This is a genomic window from Epilithonimonas hungarica (genome assembly GCF_900102265.1).
Lineage (GTDB): Bacteria > Bacteroidota > Bacteroidia > Flavobacteriales > Weeksellaceae > Epilithonimonas > Epilithonimonas hungarica.
The window spans coordinates 1469290-1487831 of the sequence record NZ_FNBH01000001.1 but is presented as its reverse complement, the minus strand read 5'-3'; the positions used below and the strand labels follow the sequence as shown (position 1 = coordinate 1487831).

At 34.0% G+C, this 18542-nt stretch carries 16 protein-coding genes; 8 read left to right on the top strand and 8 right to left on the bottom strand.

Annotation, left to right across the window (positions count from 1 at the left end; genetic code table 11):
• Positions 1–5: 5 nt before the first annotated feature.
• Complete coding sequence (glgB, locus tag BLT30_RS06805; RefSeq protein WP_089872607.1) at positions 6–1952, bottom strand: 1,4-alpha-glucan branching protein GlgB; 1947 nt, start codon at positions 1950–1952, stop codon at positions 6–8.
• 601 nt (positions 1953–2553) lie between these two features.
• Here glgB and BLT30_RS06800 point away from each other — a divergent pair.
• Positions 2554–3174, top strand: coding sequence for a hypothetical protein (locus BLT30_RS06800; RefSeq protein WP_089872605.1), 621 nt, complete (start codon positions 2554–2556; stop codon positions 3172–3174).
• A 160-nt stretch (positions 3175–3334) separates the two neighbouring features.
• On the opposite strand, the gene BLT30_RS06795 is transcribed toward BLT30_RS06800, so the two are convergent.
• From BLT30_RS06795 to BLT30_RS06780, 4 genes are all read right to left on the bottom strand, one after another.
• Entirely contained in the window at positions 3335–4813 is a 1479-nt protein-coding gene (locus BLT30_RS06795; RefSeq protein ID WP_089872603.1) for a lipopolysaccharide biosynthesis protein, read from the bottom strand.
• A gap of 42 nt (positions 4814–4855) precedes the next feature.
• Positions 4856–5659 (bottom strand): FkbM family methyltransferase, encoded by an 804-nt coding sequence (locus BLT30_RS06790; protein ID WP_089872602.1) that lies wholly within the window; start codon positions 5657–5659, stop codon positions 4856–4858.
• Positions 5660–5823: 164 nt separating this feature from the next.
• Entirely contained in the window at positions 5824–6693 is an 870-nt protein-coding gene (locus tag BLT30_RS06785) for a sugar phosphate isomerase/epimerase family protein (protein ID WP_089872600.1), read from the bottom strand.
• Between the two features lie 225 nt (positions 6694–6918).
• Positions 6919–8649, bottom strand: coding sequence for a hypothetical protein (locus BLT30_RS06780; RefSeq protein WP_089872598.1), 1731 nt, complete (start codon positions 8647–8649; stop codon positions 6919–6921).
• Between the two features lie 273 nt (positions 8650–8922).
• On the opposite strand from BLT30_RS06780, the gene BLT30_RS06775 reads away from it, so the two are divergent.
• Together BLT30_RS06775 and BLT30_RS06770 are read left to right on the top strand one after the other, a co-directional pair.
• Complete coding sequence (locus BLT30_RS06775; RefSeq protein WP_245707130.1) at positions 8923–9687, top strand: response regulator transcription factor; 765 nt, start codon at positions 8923–8925, stop codon at positions 9685–9687.
• Positions 9688–9882: 195 nt separating this feature from the next.
• Positions 9883–10395 (top strand): glutathione peroxidase, encoded by a 513-nt coding sequence (locus BLT30_RS06770; RefSeq protein WP_370874196.1) that lies wholly within the window; start codon positions 9883–9885, stop codon positions 10393–10395.
• A gap of 69 nt (positions 10396–10464) precedes the next feature.
• Here the strand turns inward: BLT30_RS06770 and BLT30_RS06765 are convergent, their stop codons facing one another.
• Both BLT30_RS06765 and gcvT read right to left on the bottom strand, forming a co-directional pair.
• Positions 10465–10935: a PepSY-like domain-containing protein gene (locus tag BLT30_RS06765; protein ID WP_089872592.1), complete on the bottom strand. Its 471-nt coding sequence runs from the start codon at positions 10933–10935 to the stop codon at positions 10465–10467.
• 91 nt (positions 10936–11026) lie between these two features.
• On the bottom strand, positions 11027–12106 hold the full coding sequence (gene gcvT / locus BLT30_RS06760; RefSeq protein WP_089872590.1) for a glycine cleavage system aminomethyltransferase GcvT: 1080 nt from the start codon (positions 12104–12106) through the stop codon (positions 11027–11029).
• A gap of 186 nt (positions 12107–12292) precedes the next feature.
• Here gcvT and BLT30_RS06755 point away from each other — a divergent pair, with 186 nt between their 5' ends.
• Entirely contained in the window at positions 12293–12625 is a 333-nt protein-coding gene (locus BLT30_RS06755; RefSeq protein WP_089872945.1) for a zinc ribbon domain-containing protein YjdM, read from the top strand.
• Positions 12626–12933: 308 nt separating this feature from the next.
• Here BLT30_RS06755 and BLT30_RS06750 read toward each other — a convergent pair whose 3' ends face one another.
• Positions 12934–13866, bottom strand: a complete 933-nt coding sequence (locus tag BLT30_RS06750; protein WP_089872589.1) for a sulfate/molybdate ABC transporter ATP-binding protein — start codon at positions 13864–13866, stop codon at positions 12934–12936.
• A gap of 83 nt (positions 13867–13949) precedes the next feature.
• On the opposite strand from BLT30_RS06750, the gene BLT30_RS06745 reads away from it, so the two are divergent.
• The 4 genes from BLT30_RS06745 to BLT30_RS06730 all read left to right on the top strand — a co-directional run bounded on the left by BLT30_RS06745 (position 13950) and on the right by BLT30_RS06730 (position 18351).
• Positions 13950–14609 (top strand): YceI family protein, encoded by a 660-nt coding sequence (locus tag BLT30_RS06745; RefSeq protein WP_089872587.1) that lies wholly within the window; start codon positions 13950–13952, stop codon positions 14607–14609.
• Positions 14610–14758: 149 nt separating this feature from the next.
• Positions 14759–15769, top strand: coding sequence for a phenylalanine--tRNA ligase subunit alpha (gene pheS, locus BLT30_RS06740; RefSeq protein ID WP_089872585.1), 1011 nt, complete (start codon positions 14759–14761; stop codon positions 15767–15769).
• Positions 15770–16141: 372 nt separating this feature from the next.
• Positions 16142–17713: a sensor histidine kinase gene (locus tag BLT30_RS06735; protein ID WP_245707129.1), complete on the top strand. Its 1572-nt coding sequence runs from the start codon at positions 16142–16144 to the stop codon at positions 17711–17713.
• Positions 17710–18351 (top strand): response regulator transcription factor, encoded by a 642-nt coding sequence (locus tag BLT30_RS06730; protein WP_089872581.1) that lies wholly within the window; start codon positions 17710–17712, stop codon positions 18349–18351. Before BLT30_RS06735 ends, BLT30_RS06730 begins: the two co-directional genes overlap by 4 nt.
• Positions 18352–18542: the final 191 nt, after the last annotated feature.

Here is an 18542-nt window from a genome sequence, read left to right as displayed (position 1 = left end):
TCTAATTATTTTTTACGTTTTAAAAAATCTGCGATTTTAGATTTCTTGATCAATTTACTTTGTTTCAATACTAGTCCTGACAAAGGCGGTACTCTTATAATAATCGAGTTTTTTCTATTATTCCAGCCTTCGTCCAATCTTTGAGAAATAACTGCTTCTACTCCGCTGCCACTGTATTTTTCTTCGTCAGAATTCAAGATGACTTTCCAGTCTGTATTTTCATCAACACCGATTCTGTAATCAAAACTGTTAGGCGTAAGATTCAGAATGGTCATCAGGATTTCTTTCTCGTTTTTACTTTTCCTCAGATAAATAAAAATCGAGTTATCCCTGTCGTCACCGTCAACCCATTCGTAACCATAAGGCGAAAATTGAAGCTCATATAAAGATGGATGTGTTTTGTATAGAAAATTCAAATCCCGAACGAACTCCTGAAGATTCTTATGAACAGGGTATTGCAGCAAATGCCAGTCAAGGGAACTTGTAAAATTCCATTCGTTGGTTTGGGCAAATTCGTCACCCATAAAAAGGAGTTTCGCTCCCGGATTCGTAAACATATATACATACATTGCCCGAAGATTCGCAAATTTTTGCCATTCGTCGCCCGGCATTTTGTAGATCAGACTACTTTTTCCGTGCACAACCTCATCGTGAGACAATGGCATCATATAATTTTCATTATACATATAGGTGCTCGTAAACGTGATCTTGTTGTGATGGTATTTCCTATTGATCGGGTCTTCTTTGAAATAATCCAATGTATCGTGCATCCAGCCCATCATCCATTTCATCCCGAAACCGATCCCGTTATCGTGAACAGGTTTGGTTAATTTTGGAAAATCAGAACTTTCTTCTGCAATGGTCTGGGCATCAGGAAATTCTTTATAAACTGCTGTGTTGAAATCCTGTAAAAACTGTTTTGCTTCTAAGTTTACATTTCCGCCGTAGATATTTGGTTCCCATTCGCCATCGTTTCTGGAATAATCGAGATGTAGCATTGATGTTACTGCATCTACACGCAATCCATCAGCGTGATAACGGTCAAGCCAAAAAATCGCATTCGAAATCAGAAATGATTTGACCTCAGGTCTTCCGTAATTGAAAATATAGGATTTCCAATCGGGATGAAAACCTTTTCTCGGGTCTTCGTGCTCATACAAAAACGAACCATCAAAACGATGTAATCCATTGGCATCACCCGGAAAATGAGACGGAACCCAGTCCAGAAAAACACCGATATTATTTTTATGAAGTTCAGAAATCAAGTACATCAATTCCTGTGGTCCTCCGAATCTTGAAGTCGCCGCATAGAATCCTGTGATCTGATAACCCCAACTTGGGTCATAAGGATATTCCATAACGGGCATAAATTCTACGTGGGTAAAATTCATTGCTTTAAGATAAGGAACCAATTTATCAGCTATTTCGCCATAACTAAGAAAACGCTCCGGATTTCCCGGGTCGCGCATCCAAGAACCGAGATGCATCTCGTAAACAGAAATTGGCGACTCGAGGCTGTTGTAACGCCAGCGTTTTTCCATCCAGTCTTTGTCCTGCCACTCGTACCAGGTCGTGCAAACTGCAGAACCCGCCTGTAATGCATTTTCAAAACAAAGTCCATAAGGATCGGCCTTTTCCAACAGAATCCCTTCAGTTGTTCTAATCCCGTATTTGTAAACTTCTCCAAAATCCAAATCGGGAATGAACCCTTCCCAAATCCCGGATTGGTCCCAACGCCCTAATAACTGGTGAGAAAAAGAATCCCAATTGTTAAAATTCCCCATTACGGAAACTTCCGTTGCCGTAGGTGCCCAAACGGCAAAATAAACACCGGAGACACCGTTCACTTCAATCTTTTGTGAGCCGAACTTTTCGTAAAGCCTCGTGTGTTTTCCCGAACGGAAAAGGTAAATATCAAAATCGGAAAATAAAGAATATGGCTGAACGGTCATAGATAATGCGTGATGAATAATGATTGATGAATATTTAAATATTACAACATTACCAAGATAAAGAAATTAATCGATACATAGTAAAAATTTTTTATTAACTCCTATTTAAGTTTTTCTGGGGAAACGTTTTCTGGTGAATAAATGCAATGACCATAAATTTGAAGCTCATGCAGAATCATCAACTATCTATTTCAACAATATACAGAATAGTGATCCCAAAATCAAGTTCAAGCTATTGATTTCTCATACGTCCATTTTAATTCTTCTTTAGGCTATAATAAAACTGTCGCAGAAGTAAAATCAGAATTTATTGACAAATAAGCTTAGGTCTTTTTCAAAATGAAAAAGAATCTTCCAATATTTTTGTTTATGGTATTCTTTATATTGGGGATGGATTTTTGTTTTTCACAAACAAAATTTTCTTGTTTTTTAACAAATAAGCAATAATGAATCTTGAAAAAATCGGGAATATTAATTTTAAAAATCTAGCTTTTAGTAAAAAAACTAATTAAAACAGAAAAATTCTAAAATTATATTAATTTATCTTATCGAAAATCATATTCTTGGAAAGAAATTTGCTCCACATTTTCAAATCACGATTATGAGGGTTCTGTATTTTTCATTTCTATTTTTAGCATTAACATCTTGTGCTACAAAAAAGTACACTAAAGCCAAACTTCTTCCCGAAGGTATAAAATCTGCGACTGAAGAAGTCTATGATACTTCAAATAATCAGAAAAAGCTACTTCATAAAAAGGAAATGACCTTTACCAAAAATGGTCGTATCAAATATTCGAAAACGTTTGATTCCAATGGAAATCTTTTGCAGGAAACCGAAAAGAAATTGTGGTTCACTGTAGAGCGCTATCCCGACAAAGACCCTTACTACTGTAAAACACGCTGGAAGCCCAATCAGCGAGAACGAATCAGTTGTTACACCAAAAAGCAATACAAACAGAACGAAAGCATCTACCATTACAACAAAAATGGCAGTATTGATAAAATCGTAGATAACTTTAATACTTTCAATACGAGTCAATTTCATTATTCTAATAACGAGCTTTCCAAAATTGTTATTACTGGAAAAGACCACAAAATCATTGATGAATTATCAATCAATTGTATAGAGACAGACGAGAAAGGAACTTGTTTAAAAGAAACCAGAATGTCTAATAAAACTGGTAAAAAGCAAGAGACTCTGATTTTCCCGAGATATGATTAGAATTTATATTTTGATGTTCAACACTTAAGTTTTTAAAATTTAAACAACAAAAGTCACATAAGAACACATTAGTTTTGAAAATCTTCGATTTTTGAACTATAGTGAACTTAAAATTATATTAGTGTTATTTAATCTTAAGTGACTAAAGTGTTATGCAGATTTAAAATTTGAAAAGACTCTTAATAAAAGCCTTGTTAAGATATTTGTCTAAAGGATAGATCTTTAGGAAGTAATTCCCAATGAAAAGCAATATCAAAACCACTGCAGGTTTGTAGAACAGATTAAGAATATTGAGTTTGAAATCCGGCAGAAAAATGGCGACATTGATAGAGATACAACCTAAAATCATTGCATAAATCATCTCGATTCCCAAAGGAAAAACCTTGAATTTGATATAATTAAAAACGATTTTGATGATATTAAATAAAGACAATGAAATCGCATAAGCAATCGCAATTCCTAGAATTCCCAAATCTGTATGTTTAAGGAAAATCATATTCGTTGTGATGGTTAAAACTGCCAAAATAAGCATCACCACAATATTGAATTTGTAATACTTCGACAGCGAAATGATATGTCCGTTAAAACCCGTTGCCAAATCGAACAACATCGCAAATCCGAGAACCCAAACCACAGGCTCTGAGGAACGCAAGTCTTCTCCGTTCTTCATAAAGTCCGCCAAATACGGAAATCCTACAACAATACAACAGAACAAAACCAAACCAAGAAAAAATAAACTAAGTGATGTTTTCTTATGAAATCTGTCTAATTCTTCGTGATTTCCGGAAGCCAATTCTTTATTAATGATAGGCGCGGAAATATTGAAAAGTCCCATCTGTGGAACCGTTATTAAAGAAATGATCGCATAAATATTACTATAAATCCCGTTCTCGCGAAAATTGATAAACTCACCAATCATCAAGTTATCAATATTAATCGCAATATAATTCCCGATATTTCCTAAAAACCCGAATAAACTGTAAGTGAAAATCTCGCGGTAAAAATTATCTTTTTTGAAATAATCCAGACCAAAATCCGGTTTGATCTTCTCTAATCTGTTTGTGTAATAGCCATAACCAATTAGCGAAATCACAAACATCAGAAAGAAAAACCCGTAGGCCATTTTATCCGCAACGCCTAAAAAGAAAAACAGGCAAAATGCACCAATATTAGCAATCTTTGGAATGAAATTCTCGAAGATATTGGGGACAACGATTCTTTTGTAATTGGTCAAAAACTTATTGAAAACCGAAGATAAAGCCAAAACCAGAACCATTGGCAAGATCAGGAGTTTCATTTCCCACAACTTAGAAGTTTGTAATTGCGGAAATAGGAAATTAATCAAAAAATAACCGCCTACGAAAATCAAGAAATTAATAACGACTGCTAGTAAAGACAGAGACAGCATATTGTGATGCTTGCCATCTGCATTGACTTTGCTAAAGAATTTGACGTTAGAAAAGCTCAAGCCAAAAACCACGATCGGAACCAAAATCTCAGCTGTCGGCAAAATATAGCGGAGCTTTCCATAAAACTCCATATCGTAAGGGAAAATGAAAATAGACGCAAAAGTTCCCAACAAAAAGCCGAGATAACCGATTATCGAATATTTTACACCTTGTCTTGCTACAACGCTCATTTTTAATTATAATTGATAGTTGATGATTGATAAATGATTTTGTCAGACTGAGGCTCTAGAAGCCTTAGGCAGGAAAATAATATTATTAATGTAATCTTTGTAATTCTTCACATTATCCGGATTTTGTTGATTCAGAAATTCTTCTGTCAAGATCTTCAGTTGCAAAGTTTCTCTATCCAGATAATTGACTGAATAGCCCCAATCCGCAATCTCGGAAGTCAACGTCCAAAGATTTTCCTTGTGATGGCGCTGCTCCATCTCAACCATCAAAACTGGTTTGAATTTTTCAATTGTTTTCTTGGCGCCTCGCAACGTCTGCATCTCATTTCCTTCTACATCAATTTTGATGAAATCGAGGTTCTTGAGATTAAGATCTAATTCGTCCAAAGGTTTGACTTCTACTTTCTGAAGAATGGTTTTCTCTTCATTTTTTTCTCTGATAGAAGTCTGCAAAGTTCCTCTTGTATGGATCTTTTCGCCATTAATTACCGGAATTTTGAATTCCGCAATCGTGGAAATGTCAGACAAAGCAACAGAAAACAAATTGACTTTTGGAAATAACCGTTTGAGTCTTTTGAACAATTTTTGATTAGGTTCGAAAGCAAAAATATTTTCCGGATCCAGATGATTTTCCAAAGTATAGAGATAAGCGCCAACATTGGCTCCCACATCCATGAAGACAGAATCTTTCGCCAAAAACTCCTTAATCCAAAGAAACTCCGGCTCAACTTTTCTTTCCAAAAGATTTTGAGCAGTAAGACCTTTCAGCTTCTTGAAAAATCTGCTTTTATAATAAGACGGCGAAATGTACTGGAGATTCTCAGCAAGCTGACTATAAACACTCATCGATTTTTGTCATAAAGAAAAGAACGACAAAGAAAAGGCATTTATTTTACAAATCATAAAATTTTGTTAAGAGAATGTATTTTAGAACACAAAGTTCACAAAGGTCTTAGTTTTATAATATTGAAAATATTAAGTTCACAAAGGCGTTTTGCTTAGATAAGATTTTAATTAAAAAACCGATTCTTTCCGATGTGATCTTTACTTATTTTTATGCTTTCAAAAATATCTTTATCACTGGAATCCTGTTCCAGAAACCAATATTGAAGACCTGCTTTTTCTTTAGCTTCGAAGATTGTTTTAAAATCAATGGTTCCGTTTCCTATCTCGGCGAAATCTCTGGTTCCGGCTTTCATATCCTTCACGTGCCACAGCGGAAACCTTTTCGGATATTTTTCAAAATAATCCAAAGGATTGAATCCGGCTTTTGAAATCCAGTAAAGGTCGAGCTCCATTTTTACCAGCTCGGAATCGGTATTCTCTAAAATGAAGTCATAAACAGTTTGTTCCGAATCCATTTTTTCAAACTCAAAATCGTGATTGTGATAAGCAAAACCGATTCTAGCTTTGCTTGTTATTTCGCCCGATTTATCAAGTAATTCTGGAAGTTTTCTGTAATGTTCCGAAGTCCTTTCTTCCCCGAAAAGATAAGAGCAAACCATATATTTTGAACCGATGAAATGCAGATCATCCACAGACCTTTCCCAATCGTTGAGTAAGGTTCCTTTTTCATTATGAACAATTCCGGTTGTATGATGAGAACTGATAACTTCTAAACCAACATTTTTGAGAATCGATTGAAATTCTGTTCTGGATTTCCCGAAGAATTTTCCGTTATAACCATAGATTTCAAGTTGTTTAAAACCCATTTCCGCCAATCGTTCCAAGGATTTTTCCAAGTTCTCAGAGACAGCATCCCGAATCGTGTAAAGTTGTATGGCCAAAGGTTTTCTGTTATTCATAAGATTTGAAGTTCCGCAAGCATATAAACCCAAAAATCCCAATCCGGACAAGCTTATAAAATCTTTTCTGTTCATTATTGATTTTTCAATTCTTTAAAGGTATCATTTTTTAAATTGATTCCACAGCATATTAATTCTATCATAATTCGAAAGTTTCAATAGCAATAAATAAAAGAATAATCGTCATATCATAAATAAGTAAAATGAATTTTTTTTATTATCCATTAAACAAATCATTATCAATCAGTATTGAAGAGAAATAGATTCTTCTTAATTACCGTATTTTGTAATAAAACGAATTTATTCCAAATTTTGCTTGACACTTCTGCTACCTATTGAAAACTTATAGCCAAATTGGAACTGGTAAAAAGCTTGATTATTACTTTTCCCAGCATCATTATATGTTAAAAGTCGCGTAAAAATGGCTTGATTCGGGTTTCCATTTGGATGATAAAATATTTCTGCTTCATGTTTTACTACAGGAATCCAACTTGGAAGATTTAACAATCTTTTATCACTATTAAAATCTTCATAATTAAAACCAGAATACTCAAATTTATAACTAAACCCAAAATTATTAAATCTCTTAACATTGAGATTAATTCCCATACCATATTTCAGTGCTTTAATAGCAATTTCCTCAGGGATTTCCTCTGTTCCGAAATTAGTTTGTGTAAGATTATAATCTACAACACCAAAAACTGAAAGACTAACCGGTGCATTTTTATGTTGCCATTTGAAAGCTTCTAAATAAAGCCCCATGGTAAGGAAACGCTTTTCCACCAATTCAAAACGAATACTATCTATTTTATTCATATTAACATATTTTGATTTATCATCAAACTTGGAATAATTAACATAAGGTGAAACACTTGGTAGATATTCAACTTGTCCCAAATATTTTTTACTCCACATAAATCTGAAAGGATATGGAAACAAATAAAATTTTGCCCGACCTTCGATTTGAGCTAATCCATTTTGTGATTGTCCAAATAATGCCAGAAAATCTGTATAAGCTCTTAGCTCTACAATTTTTTCTAAATAAGTGTTTTGTTTTATCTGGTAGATTGCACCACTTCTATCATTGGTTTTATTTCCCTCCACATCATCTTGAGGAAGTTCTACAGCTAAGTCATGTGGTATATAGTGATTCCCAATTTTATAGTTGTAACCCATTATATCTGTAACTTTTATATATAATTTTTTTAGGGCATTATCTTGATAATGTTGATTTAAATTTTTGTTTGTGAAATCTTCTTTTCTGATAGAATATAGATAATACATCAATTTTGTTTTACCGTAAACTGAATAAAACAAAACACTAATCCCAACCTGGTTTGTAAAAACATGAACATCACCAGAATCATCTGTCACATAAGCAACAATATCATTAAAATAGCCGTCTTTAATTTCTATTGCTAATTTTTGAAAGCTATAATGTTCATCACAAAGAATCATATCATAATTGTAGAATGGAAACTTTTGTCCTTTTTTAGGAATTGTTATATCTCCCAAGTAACTTTCTTTGCCAACATCCAACAACAAGCTTTTGAGAAGTTCTGTTTCTGTACTTTTTTTATTAGAAAATAAATCTTTGTCTATCACTTTGTTCTCACCAAAATATAGATAAGTCTTAGTCTCTACTTTCTCAGATTTTATTACTTCCGGAAAATAGGCTTTATCTTCCTCTTTGGAAAAGACAAACAAGCTATCAATAGTTTTTTTCTGTTCTTTTTTGATTTTCTCCAATACATTTTTATAGCTTTCAACAAGCAAGTAAGTATTTTTAAAGATGTCTTTTTCTTTCTGAATATCCAGTTGACTGCTTTTTATTTTTGTGTTCAAATCTTCTGAAAATGTTGTAGTAAGATTCGATTTTAATTTTTCAAAGTCTTTTTCTAGCTTACTGATTCTCTCTTTGGAAACATTGTACTGTTCTTTTAAGGACTCAATTTCTTTTTTGTAACTATCATTCTGTCCCCAAACCACCCCAGTCCAAAGCAGAAGCAATAATAATAATTTTGTTCTCATAGTTTTATATTTTTAAATTATTGTTATAATCTTAAATCTCAAACTATAGCTTATTATACAAACTATTGGAAACAGCTTTTTAGATATTGGTTCTCAACAAATTGACAGACAAACCTTAAGTAAGAGAAATTTTCACGATTATTAGTTTTAAGCAAATATAAATTTTACATCAGATACAAGTAAATACCTCAAAAAAGGTATTTTTAATGAGAATATTTGTTAATTTTATAAAAAACTAATAATATGAATGAAAATTACCAAATAAGCTCAAAGATGAAGCATCCATTACTGGAAGTATGGAACGCTTTCCCTCAATCTCTAAGCAATAATTCAAAAAGCACCTCTAGTTATCCCAAAATTGAAAAGGTAATTGGTGAAATGTTCGCTTTGGGAGAATTTTATTTTTACATCATTAATATTGCGGACAGCACTATTATCAATCCTCATCAAAATATCCTTAAGATTCACGGACTCAAGAAAAAACCAAAATATCTTAAGGAGATCATCGATCTGATTCATCCCGAAGATCTACAATTTGTAATGGAGGCTGAAAAAATGACCATTGAAAAAATGCAGGAAATTGGCTGGGAACATCAGCAAAATCTTAAATGCAGCTACTGCTTCCGAATGAAAACAGGAAAAGGTAATTACGAAATGTTCCATCATCAGTCATTACATATCGCCAAAAGCGAGGAAGGAAAATTATTACAGGCCGTAAACATCCATACTAATATTCAGCACATTACACAGCGAAATCCTTACTCTGTATTAGTTGCAGGCATTGGCGGAAGAAATGATTTTTACCAAATGTATTATAAAGACAATGAGAAGAAGAAACTTCCACAAACCAATCTTACTATAAGGGAAATGGAGATCCTCTCTCTTTTGGCATCAGGCAACTCGGCAAAACAGATATCAGCGCTTTTAGGCATTTCTTACCACACAACTACCACACATCGCAAAAATATTTTCAGTAAGATGGAATGTACGAAAGTTTCCGAACTCGTGAAGAAATCTCTGGAATTAGGATATATTTAAATTTTTGATGATTTGATAACAAAAGTTAATTGTTTTATAAGTTTAAGAATTCAGATGAGAAATTGACAAACTTGTTTTAAATTTGAAAATTAAATGCTATCTATAAATCTTCAAAGGAAGTATTAAACAAATAGCGACTGCATATGGCTTTTAAAAAAATTTAAATAACTTTATATGAAATATTTATTCATCATTATGCTATCATTATTCGGATTTTCAAAAAATAAGGCTCAGGCAAAATCTATTCATGGTTTCAAAGTAGAAGCTTTGGATGGTTCTACAATTGATTTTTCCAAATTCAAAGGCAAAAAAATATTGGTTGTAAACACCGCTTCCGAATGCGGATTCACACCACAATATGCAGATCTGGAAAAACTCTACGAAGCCTACAAGGACAAATTGGTTGTTGTTGGTTTTCCAGCCAATAATTTTGGAGGACAAGAACCTGGAAGCAATCATGAGATCGCGACATTCTGCCAAAGAAATTATGGTGTGCAATTCCCGATGGCAGCAAAGATCTCTGTAAAAGGTGACGACATTGCCCCTATCTACAAATTCCTGACAGACAAAAAAGAAAACGGTGTGAAAAACACAAAGATCCTTTGGAACTTTACCAAGATCTTATTGGATGAAAAAGGAAATGTGATCGACAGCTTCGCGAGCACAACCAATCCAATGAGTGAAAGTATTACAAAATATCTTAAATGATGTTAGGATCTAAAAATTAAATTTTAGAAAATAAAAAAAGCGTTCATATTCCGAACGCTTTTTTTTGCTTTAGTCAACTCTTAAAAATTTTCCGTTTTTATCAAATTCCAAATCGATGTCGTTTTGTAAATCAACTTTGATCTTGTTTCGTTCTTTATCAATGCTTTCTACTTTTATACCTTTGTAATGCTGATCAAGATAAGCTTTGATCTTTGCAGGAATCAAGGCAGACACAATACCTTGCTTATCACTTATTTCCTCCCAATTTCCATTTTTATCAAAATCGATTTCCGCACCGTTATTTAGCTTTACTTCATATTTTTTTCCGACAACTGTTGATTTTGCTTCGTATTTTACAACTGTTGCTTTTGGATAATACTTTGCAAGAAAGCTTTTAATTGTTGCAGGCATTTCCTGATAAAGTGCCGAAAATTTCACTGAATTGACATCCGGATTCAAAGTGATTTCATTTTTCCCGACAGCTTGAACAAACAAGACTCCGGAGAACATCAGGATAAGACTTGGTTTATTTAATTTCATAACAAATTATTTTTTTGAATTTAATAAAAATATCAGAAACAAAAAAGCGACCAAACAGCCGCTCATATGATAATCAATTTAGAATTGATTTTTAAACAAAAGGGAGTTTTACCACTTTCGCAGGAATATCTTTATTTCTGATTCTGATAAAGATCTCTGAACCTAATTTGAAGTTTGGTTTATCTACATAAGCCAGACCCAATCCTACTTTCTTCATTGGAGACATTGTTCCGGAAGTTACTTTTCCGATGATCTTTCCTTCTGCATCCACCACTTCATAATCGTGTCTTGGAATTGCTTTTTCCAGCATTTCGAAGCCCACTAATTTTCTGGAAACGCCTTCAGCTTTTTGATTTTCCAGGAATGCTTTGTTCACAAAATCTTTATCGAATTTCGTAATCCAGCCTAACCCAGCTTCCAGTGGAGAAGTCGTATCATCAATATCGTTGCCATAAAGGCAGAATCCTTTTTCCAATCTCAAAGTATCTCTGGCTGCCAATCCACAAGGAATCATTCCAAATTCTTTCCCGGCCTCTGACAAGGCATCCCAAAGCTGTTCTGCATTTTCGTTCTTGAAATAGATTTCGAATCCGCCGCTTCCCGTGTAACCTGTATTGGAGATAATCACATCAGAAAAACCAGCAACAGAACCAATCGTGAAGTGATAATAAGGAATCGCTGACAAATCTGTTTCTGTTAATTTCTGAAGAATTTCGGTAGCCTTTGGACCTTGGATGGCGATCAATGACATTTCATCGGAAGCATTCGTCATTTTTGCTTTGAATTTTTCATTGTATTTTGCAATGTGATTCCAGTCTTTGTCGATATTGGACGCATTAACAACTACAAAATATTTTTCATCATCGATCTTGTAAACGATCAGATCATCTACAATTCCTCCCGTTTCGTTCGGAAGACAAGAATATTGCGCTTTTCCGTTTTCAAGAACATCAACATTGTTAGAGGTTACAAACTGCAAAAGGTCTTTTGCAGAAGGACCTTCGATGAAAAATTGTCCCATATGGGACACATCGAAAATTCCCGCTTTTTCGCGGACAGCAAAATGTTCTTCATTAATTCCTGAATATTGGACAGGCATTTCGAATCCTGCAAACGGAACGATTTTCGCGCCTAGAGAAACGTGTTTATCGTATAAAGCGGTTTTTTTCATTTTTATTTTAAAGATTTATTTTAGTTGCGCACAAATATAAAGAAGATTTTAGATAATAGATGCTAGATATTATACTTTCAAATTAGCTGATAAATATTTGGTTGAAGTAGATTAGCAATTTGGTTATCTTTGCAATTTGTTGGTCTAAAAAACCAAATACTAGCAACGATAAACCAAAAACCAATTATGAGCGATACGATCCTTTGTCCAAAATGCCAATCCGAATTCACTTACGAGCAGGATAATTTACAAGTTTGTTCCCAATGTTTCTACGAATGGGACCCTGCGGAGGTTTCTTCGGAAGGTAAAATCTTCGATTCTCTTGGGAAAGAATTGCAAGATGGAGATTCTGTAATTGTTATTAAAGATTTACCCGTAAAAGGCGCACCAAAGCCTGTAAAAGCAGGAACAAAAGTGAAAAATATCAGACTAAGACCTGACAGCGACCATAATATCGATTGCAAAATTGATGGTTTTGGATCTATGGCTTTGAAGTCTGAGTTTGTGAAGAAAGCTTGACAATTTAATTTTAAAACACCTTCGACTCCGCCCAGTAGACAAACTTAATACTAGATGTCAAGCTGAACGGAGCCGAAGCCTTTCAAATATATTACAAAAAAAGGAAAAATTTGGCAGGGTAAACTTTCAAAGACCTTGATTGTTCGCAGAAGCGAAACTAATTTCCAGTCTCTAAGGCAGAAAGAGAATTAACCAAAAATTTCCTGATGTATTTTCCGTTTATCAAAATTAGAATTTTTTCTTGATTCAACAAACTGAAAATCTATAACTTATCCATATTTTATCCACAAATTGCAGATTCGACGAAATCAAAATTTCAGATAAACTTTTCCTGCAAGAAATGCATCAGTGTAAACAATGATCGATTTATCATTGATCATCAATTTATTTCTGTAATGAGAACCTGCAAACCGACTGTCAGAAACATTTGCCTCTACCCCACTTTCAGCGATTTTGATCTGATGAGGGAAGTAATTGGTTTTCTTTAAATTCAATTTATTTTTTTCTTCTTCCGAGAAAATGTTGACCTCGCCAAGAAGCTTCGCAACATAATCGTTGTAAGGGTTTTCATAAGTTTCTTTTGGAGAGTCATTTTGGATCAGTCGTCCTTGCTGCAAAACCACAATTTTATCTGCCCAGGGCAAAACCTCTTCCAGATTATGCGTCGAAATAAGAAGGCTCATATTATTTTGTCTTACATAATTGAAAAGTTTGTCCCTCAACTCAAACTTGCGGGAAAAATCAAGATTACTGAAAGGTTCATCCAACAAAAGCATTTTTGGAAGAATCGCCAGAGCTCTTGCTATGGCAACTCTTTGCTGTTGTCCGCCGCTCAGGTTTTTCGGTATTACTTTGGCATATTCAGTAAGTCCCACAACGTCCAACAATTCTTCTACCTTCTCTTTTTTTGATCTCAGGTTAATATTAGAAATGTATTTCCCAACGTTATCATAAACCGTTCCGTAGGGCATCAAATCATAATTCTGAGCAACGAATTTCATTTGCGCTTCGCCGGGAACAAGATTTCCCTTTGGCCCAAATAGCTTTTGTCCTTCAAAGATGATTTCGCCATCCTGCCAATCCATCAAACCATAAATAAGACCCAACAATGTAGATTTGCCACAACCACTTTCCCCTGCCAAAGCAATAATTTGACCTTCATCTACACTAAGATTAAGATTTTGGAACAGCGGCTTATCGGCCTGATAATTGAAATACAGGTTTTTAACTTCTAACAACATCTTGCAAAATTAGTGGTTGAAATCGTAATAATTTTATTATTTTAGCAAAAACACAAATTTAGATATAATTTAAAAATTTCTTTATGAAAAAGACAACTTTAATATCCGCATTTTTATTGATCTCCGCTTCGGTATTTATTATTTCTTGCGGAAAAGACAAACCAGTGACCAGTGAAAGCAATGAGGTTTTGACAACAACAGACGGGCAAGTTTATGTTGTAGATACATTGAATAGTAAAGCTGAATGGAAAGGTTTCAAAGTTGTAAAATCTGATAATACCAGCCACATTGGAAATTTGAAATTCGAAAGTGGCGAGGTGACTGTAAAAGACAACAAATTGGAAAGCGGACAATTCGTGGTTGATATGAATTCTTTGACCAATGAAGACCTGAAAGACACCGAATCCAACGGAAAACTGCTTGGACATCTGAAAAGTGCAGATTTCTTCGACACTGCAAAATTTCCGACAGCTTCTTTCGAAATCACAAAAGTAACAGAAGCTCCTGCCGGGAGTGATTACAACACCGTTCTTGACGGCAACCTGACCCTGAAAGGTATCACAAAGCCAGCTACCTTTAATGCGAACGTAAAATTAAAAGACGGCGAATTGAGCATTGCAACAGAGCCAAAAGATATCAACAGAGATGAGTTCGGAATTAAATTTCAAATGCCTGCCGCAGAAGGCTTGATCAAGAATGAAATCAATGTTCAGATGAAAGTTAAAGCCATCGAAAAGAAATAACCGATTTAATATTCAATTTAATCATTTAACCCTTTCAGAGTTTGAAACTTTGAAAGGGTTTTGTTTTTAAAATGAAATTGTTTTACCGAAAAGCAGTTTATTTTTAGTTTAAAAATCGTATTTTTGCAGTCTATTTTTTATAAAGAATAATGCTAGAGAAAATTGATGACCTGCTGTTGGAAGTGCAAAATTTCCAATCTTCTGCAAAGGATGAGATAGAACAGTTCCGACTAAAATTCAATGGAAAAAAAGGAATCATGAACGATTTCTATGAGTCCTTGAAACAAATCCCCAATGAGCAGAAGAAAGATTTTGGACAGAAGATCAACATCTTAAGAAATTCTGTAAATGAGAAACTGGAAGAACTGAGATTTTCTTCGGAAAGTAAAATTACCCTTGAAAAAGAAGACCTTACAAGACCTGCTTTTCCTTTGGAATTAGGTTCTCGTCATCCAATCAACCTTGTTAAAAATAAAATCATTGACATCTTCAAATCTATCGGTTTTGCTGTTGCAGACGGACCTGAGATAGAAGATGACTGGCATAACTTCACCGCACTTAACCTCCCGGAATATCATCCGGCGAGAGATATGCAGGATACGTTCTTCATCGAGCAAGATCCTGATGTTTTACTGAGAACGCACACTTCTTCTGTGCAGATCAGACATATGGAAAACAACGAACCGCCAATGAGAATTCTTTCACCAGGACGTGTTTTCCGTAATGAAGCGGTGTCTTCCCGTTCACATTGTATTTTCCATCAAATTGAAGGTTTATATATTGATGAGAATGTGAGCTTTGCAGATCTGAAACAAACCATTCAGTTTTTCACAACTGAGCTTTTTGGAAAGTCGAAGATCAGAATGAGACCTTCTTATTTTCCTTTCACGGAGCCAAGTGCAGAAGTTGATGTTTATTGGGGTCTGAATTCTGAAACGGATTACAGGATCACAAAAGGAACCGGCTGGTTGGAAATCATGGGTTGTGGAATGGTTGACCCTGCAGTTCTCAAAAATGTAAACATCGATTCTGATAAATTCTCTGGATACGCTTTTGGGATGGGAATCGAGAGAATTGTAATGCTTCTTTACCAAATGAGCGATATCAGAATGTTCTTTGAGAATGATATCAGAATGCTGGAGCAGTTCAAAACAATGTAATAAATTATATATTGCATAATAAAATCAAATCCTGTAAATTAAGTTTTATAGGATTTTTTAATAATTTTATATAGTAGTGTTTTATATTATTTAATTTTTATAAAAAGAAAATTTATAAAGTGGTATTTTTATAATATTGTTTAATTTTACAAATTATGGTTGTCATTTTTACAAAATGAAAATCAATAAAAAAACATAAATAGCACAAATATGGAATCAAAGAACAATCATTTACGCCCATTGAGCTTTAGATCGAGAAAGATTGTCCATTATTTTCTTATTATCTGCATTCTTTTGATACAAGTCATTATAGGCAGTTTTTTTTACAACGAGTTCAGGAATAAAAAAAATCTGAAGTTTATAGAAAATCAATTGAATGAAATCCATTCCATCGAAAATCTGACAGATGATTCCAAGAAAGAATTGGTAAGTTCTCAGGACTACTTCCAAAAATATCTTATTACTAATGATCGAAAATATTTGGAGTATTATTTCCAGTCCGTTGATAAACTCACTAAAAACCTGGACAGTATCAACAGCTACAAAAATCCAAGATTAGAAAACGTTATCCTGCCTCAGAAACAAGATTCTTCGGAATTCAGGAAACTAAAACTTCTGGCGGATTCTACCTATCAATTTTCTTCCAGATCAAGCTTTAAGATCCGAGAGAACAATGCTCCAACCCTTAAAAAATTTGATCTCAACAATTATAATTATGAGAAATTCAATATAGAGACAAAAACTGTTTCTGATAGCGTGAAAAAGAAGGGACTGCTCGGCAGGATCGGTGATGCAATAGCCGGAAAAGTTGATGTACAGAAAGAAAACACCATTATTACAATTAAAAACGGGGGACAGACCACCGGCGAAAAAATAAAATCAGATATGGACAGTATCATGAGGACGATCAATAACCACTACTCCAAAGAGGTCCAAAGGATACAGGTCAACATTACCAATAATAAAAACCATAATGAAAAGTTTTTCAAGACCTTCAACAATCTCCTAATATACAGTAATGACCTGATGAACATCTATGGAATGGCCATCAAAGATTCTAAGTTGGAACTTGAAAAGGAATATGAAAAACAAACTTCCAAAAGCAATCATATCAGAAACTATTTGGTTCTGGGAGCTCTGATCCTGATGTTTATCGTCTCTATATTGATCATGTTCCTGACAAGAATTGCCTTCATATATGAGAAAAGGTTGAAAATTGCTAATGATCAGATAAAGGAAAATCTTAATTTCAAAAATAGAATTTTGGGTATGTTAAGCCATGAGCTAAGATCTCCACTCAAGATCATTGGAATTTTCATCAACAGAATTAATAAAAAAACCACAGACGAAAGTATAAAAGAATATCTAAAATCGATAAGCTTTACAAATAACACCCTATTGATGCAGGCTAATCAAATTTTGGAATACACAAAAAACCAACAGGTTGAAAACAAACTAATCCCGACAGTTTTTAATATCAGCGATGAAATAGATTCTATTCTCACCTCCATAGAGCCTTATATAGAAACCAGAAATAATAAATTTGTCGTTAATAAAAATATTGACCCCAGTATTACCGTTTATTCTGATAACACAAAGATCAATCAGGTTTTTATGAATATCCTTGGAAATGCTAACAAGTTTACAGAGAACGGGCAAATAACCGTAGATACCAAAACAGAATCTGTAGATGAAAATACAATTTCGCTAGTTACAAAAATAACAGATACAGGTGCAGGAATCTCAGAATCTGACCTTGAGAAAATATTTGAACCTTACTATCAAGGTGTACTGTCTGAAGATGTAGAAAATCTGGGAGCTGGTCTAGGACTGAGTCTTTGTAAGGAAATTGTAGAATTGTACTCTGGAAAAATATCTGTAGATAGCAAACTGAATCATGGGACAATAGTAAGCTTCTCTGTTAATTTGAAAATCAATAAATGAATCAATTAGATAGACCAATCACTTTCTTACTTGCAGATGATCATAGTCTAATAAGACAGGGCATCGTTTTTCTTTTGGAAGAAATGGAACTGGAATGTGAGATCTTTCATGCTTCAACACTACAAAAGATATTGGAATCTATACAATCCAACCCTATTGATATTGCCATTATAGATGCTCACTTTCCCGATGGAAACAGTCTCAGCATATTATCTGATATCAAAAATATAAGACCCGAGATCAAAATATTGATATTTTCCGGAATAGATGAAAATACACAATCCTTAAAATTCATCAATGCCGGAGCAAATGGATTCCTTAGCAAGTTGAGTGAGGAAGAAGATGTGAAATACGCCATATCAAAAATGATAAAGACCGGAGAATACATCTCTCCTGTCACACAGGCCCTATTAATGAATTCTATACGTAACAGAAATCTGATCAATCCATTATTTTCTTTAACAGACAGAGAACTACAGATCGCAGAAATGTATGCAGAAGGCTACGGTAATCTGGAAATTGCCAACAAACTGGATATCAAACAAAATACCGTAAGCACGTTAAAGAAAAGGATTTTTGAAAAACTAAACATAGAAAATATAGTAGAACTTATAGATTTGATCAAAAATCATTATTAGACCAGAAAATAGTTTCTCCAATAAAGGCCCCGACAAAGAAATAAAAAAACACCCATAGTTCTGTAGATCATAGCAAAACAGTTTAGAAAGTTCTTAACAGTTTCTTATTTTATTTATTGAATCGAGATATCTATTATATCTCTATGGTTTTCATAATTTTAGATAGTTGTGAGATAGCTACATCTTTGCTA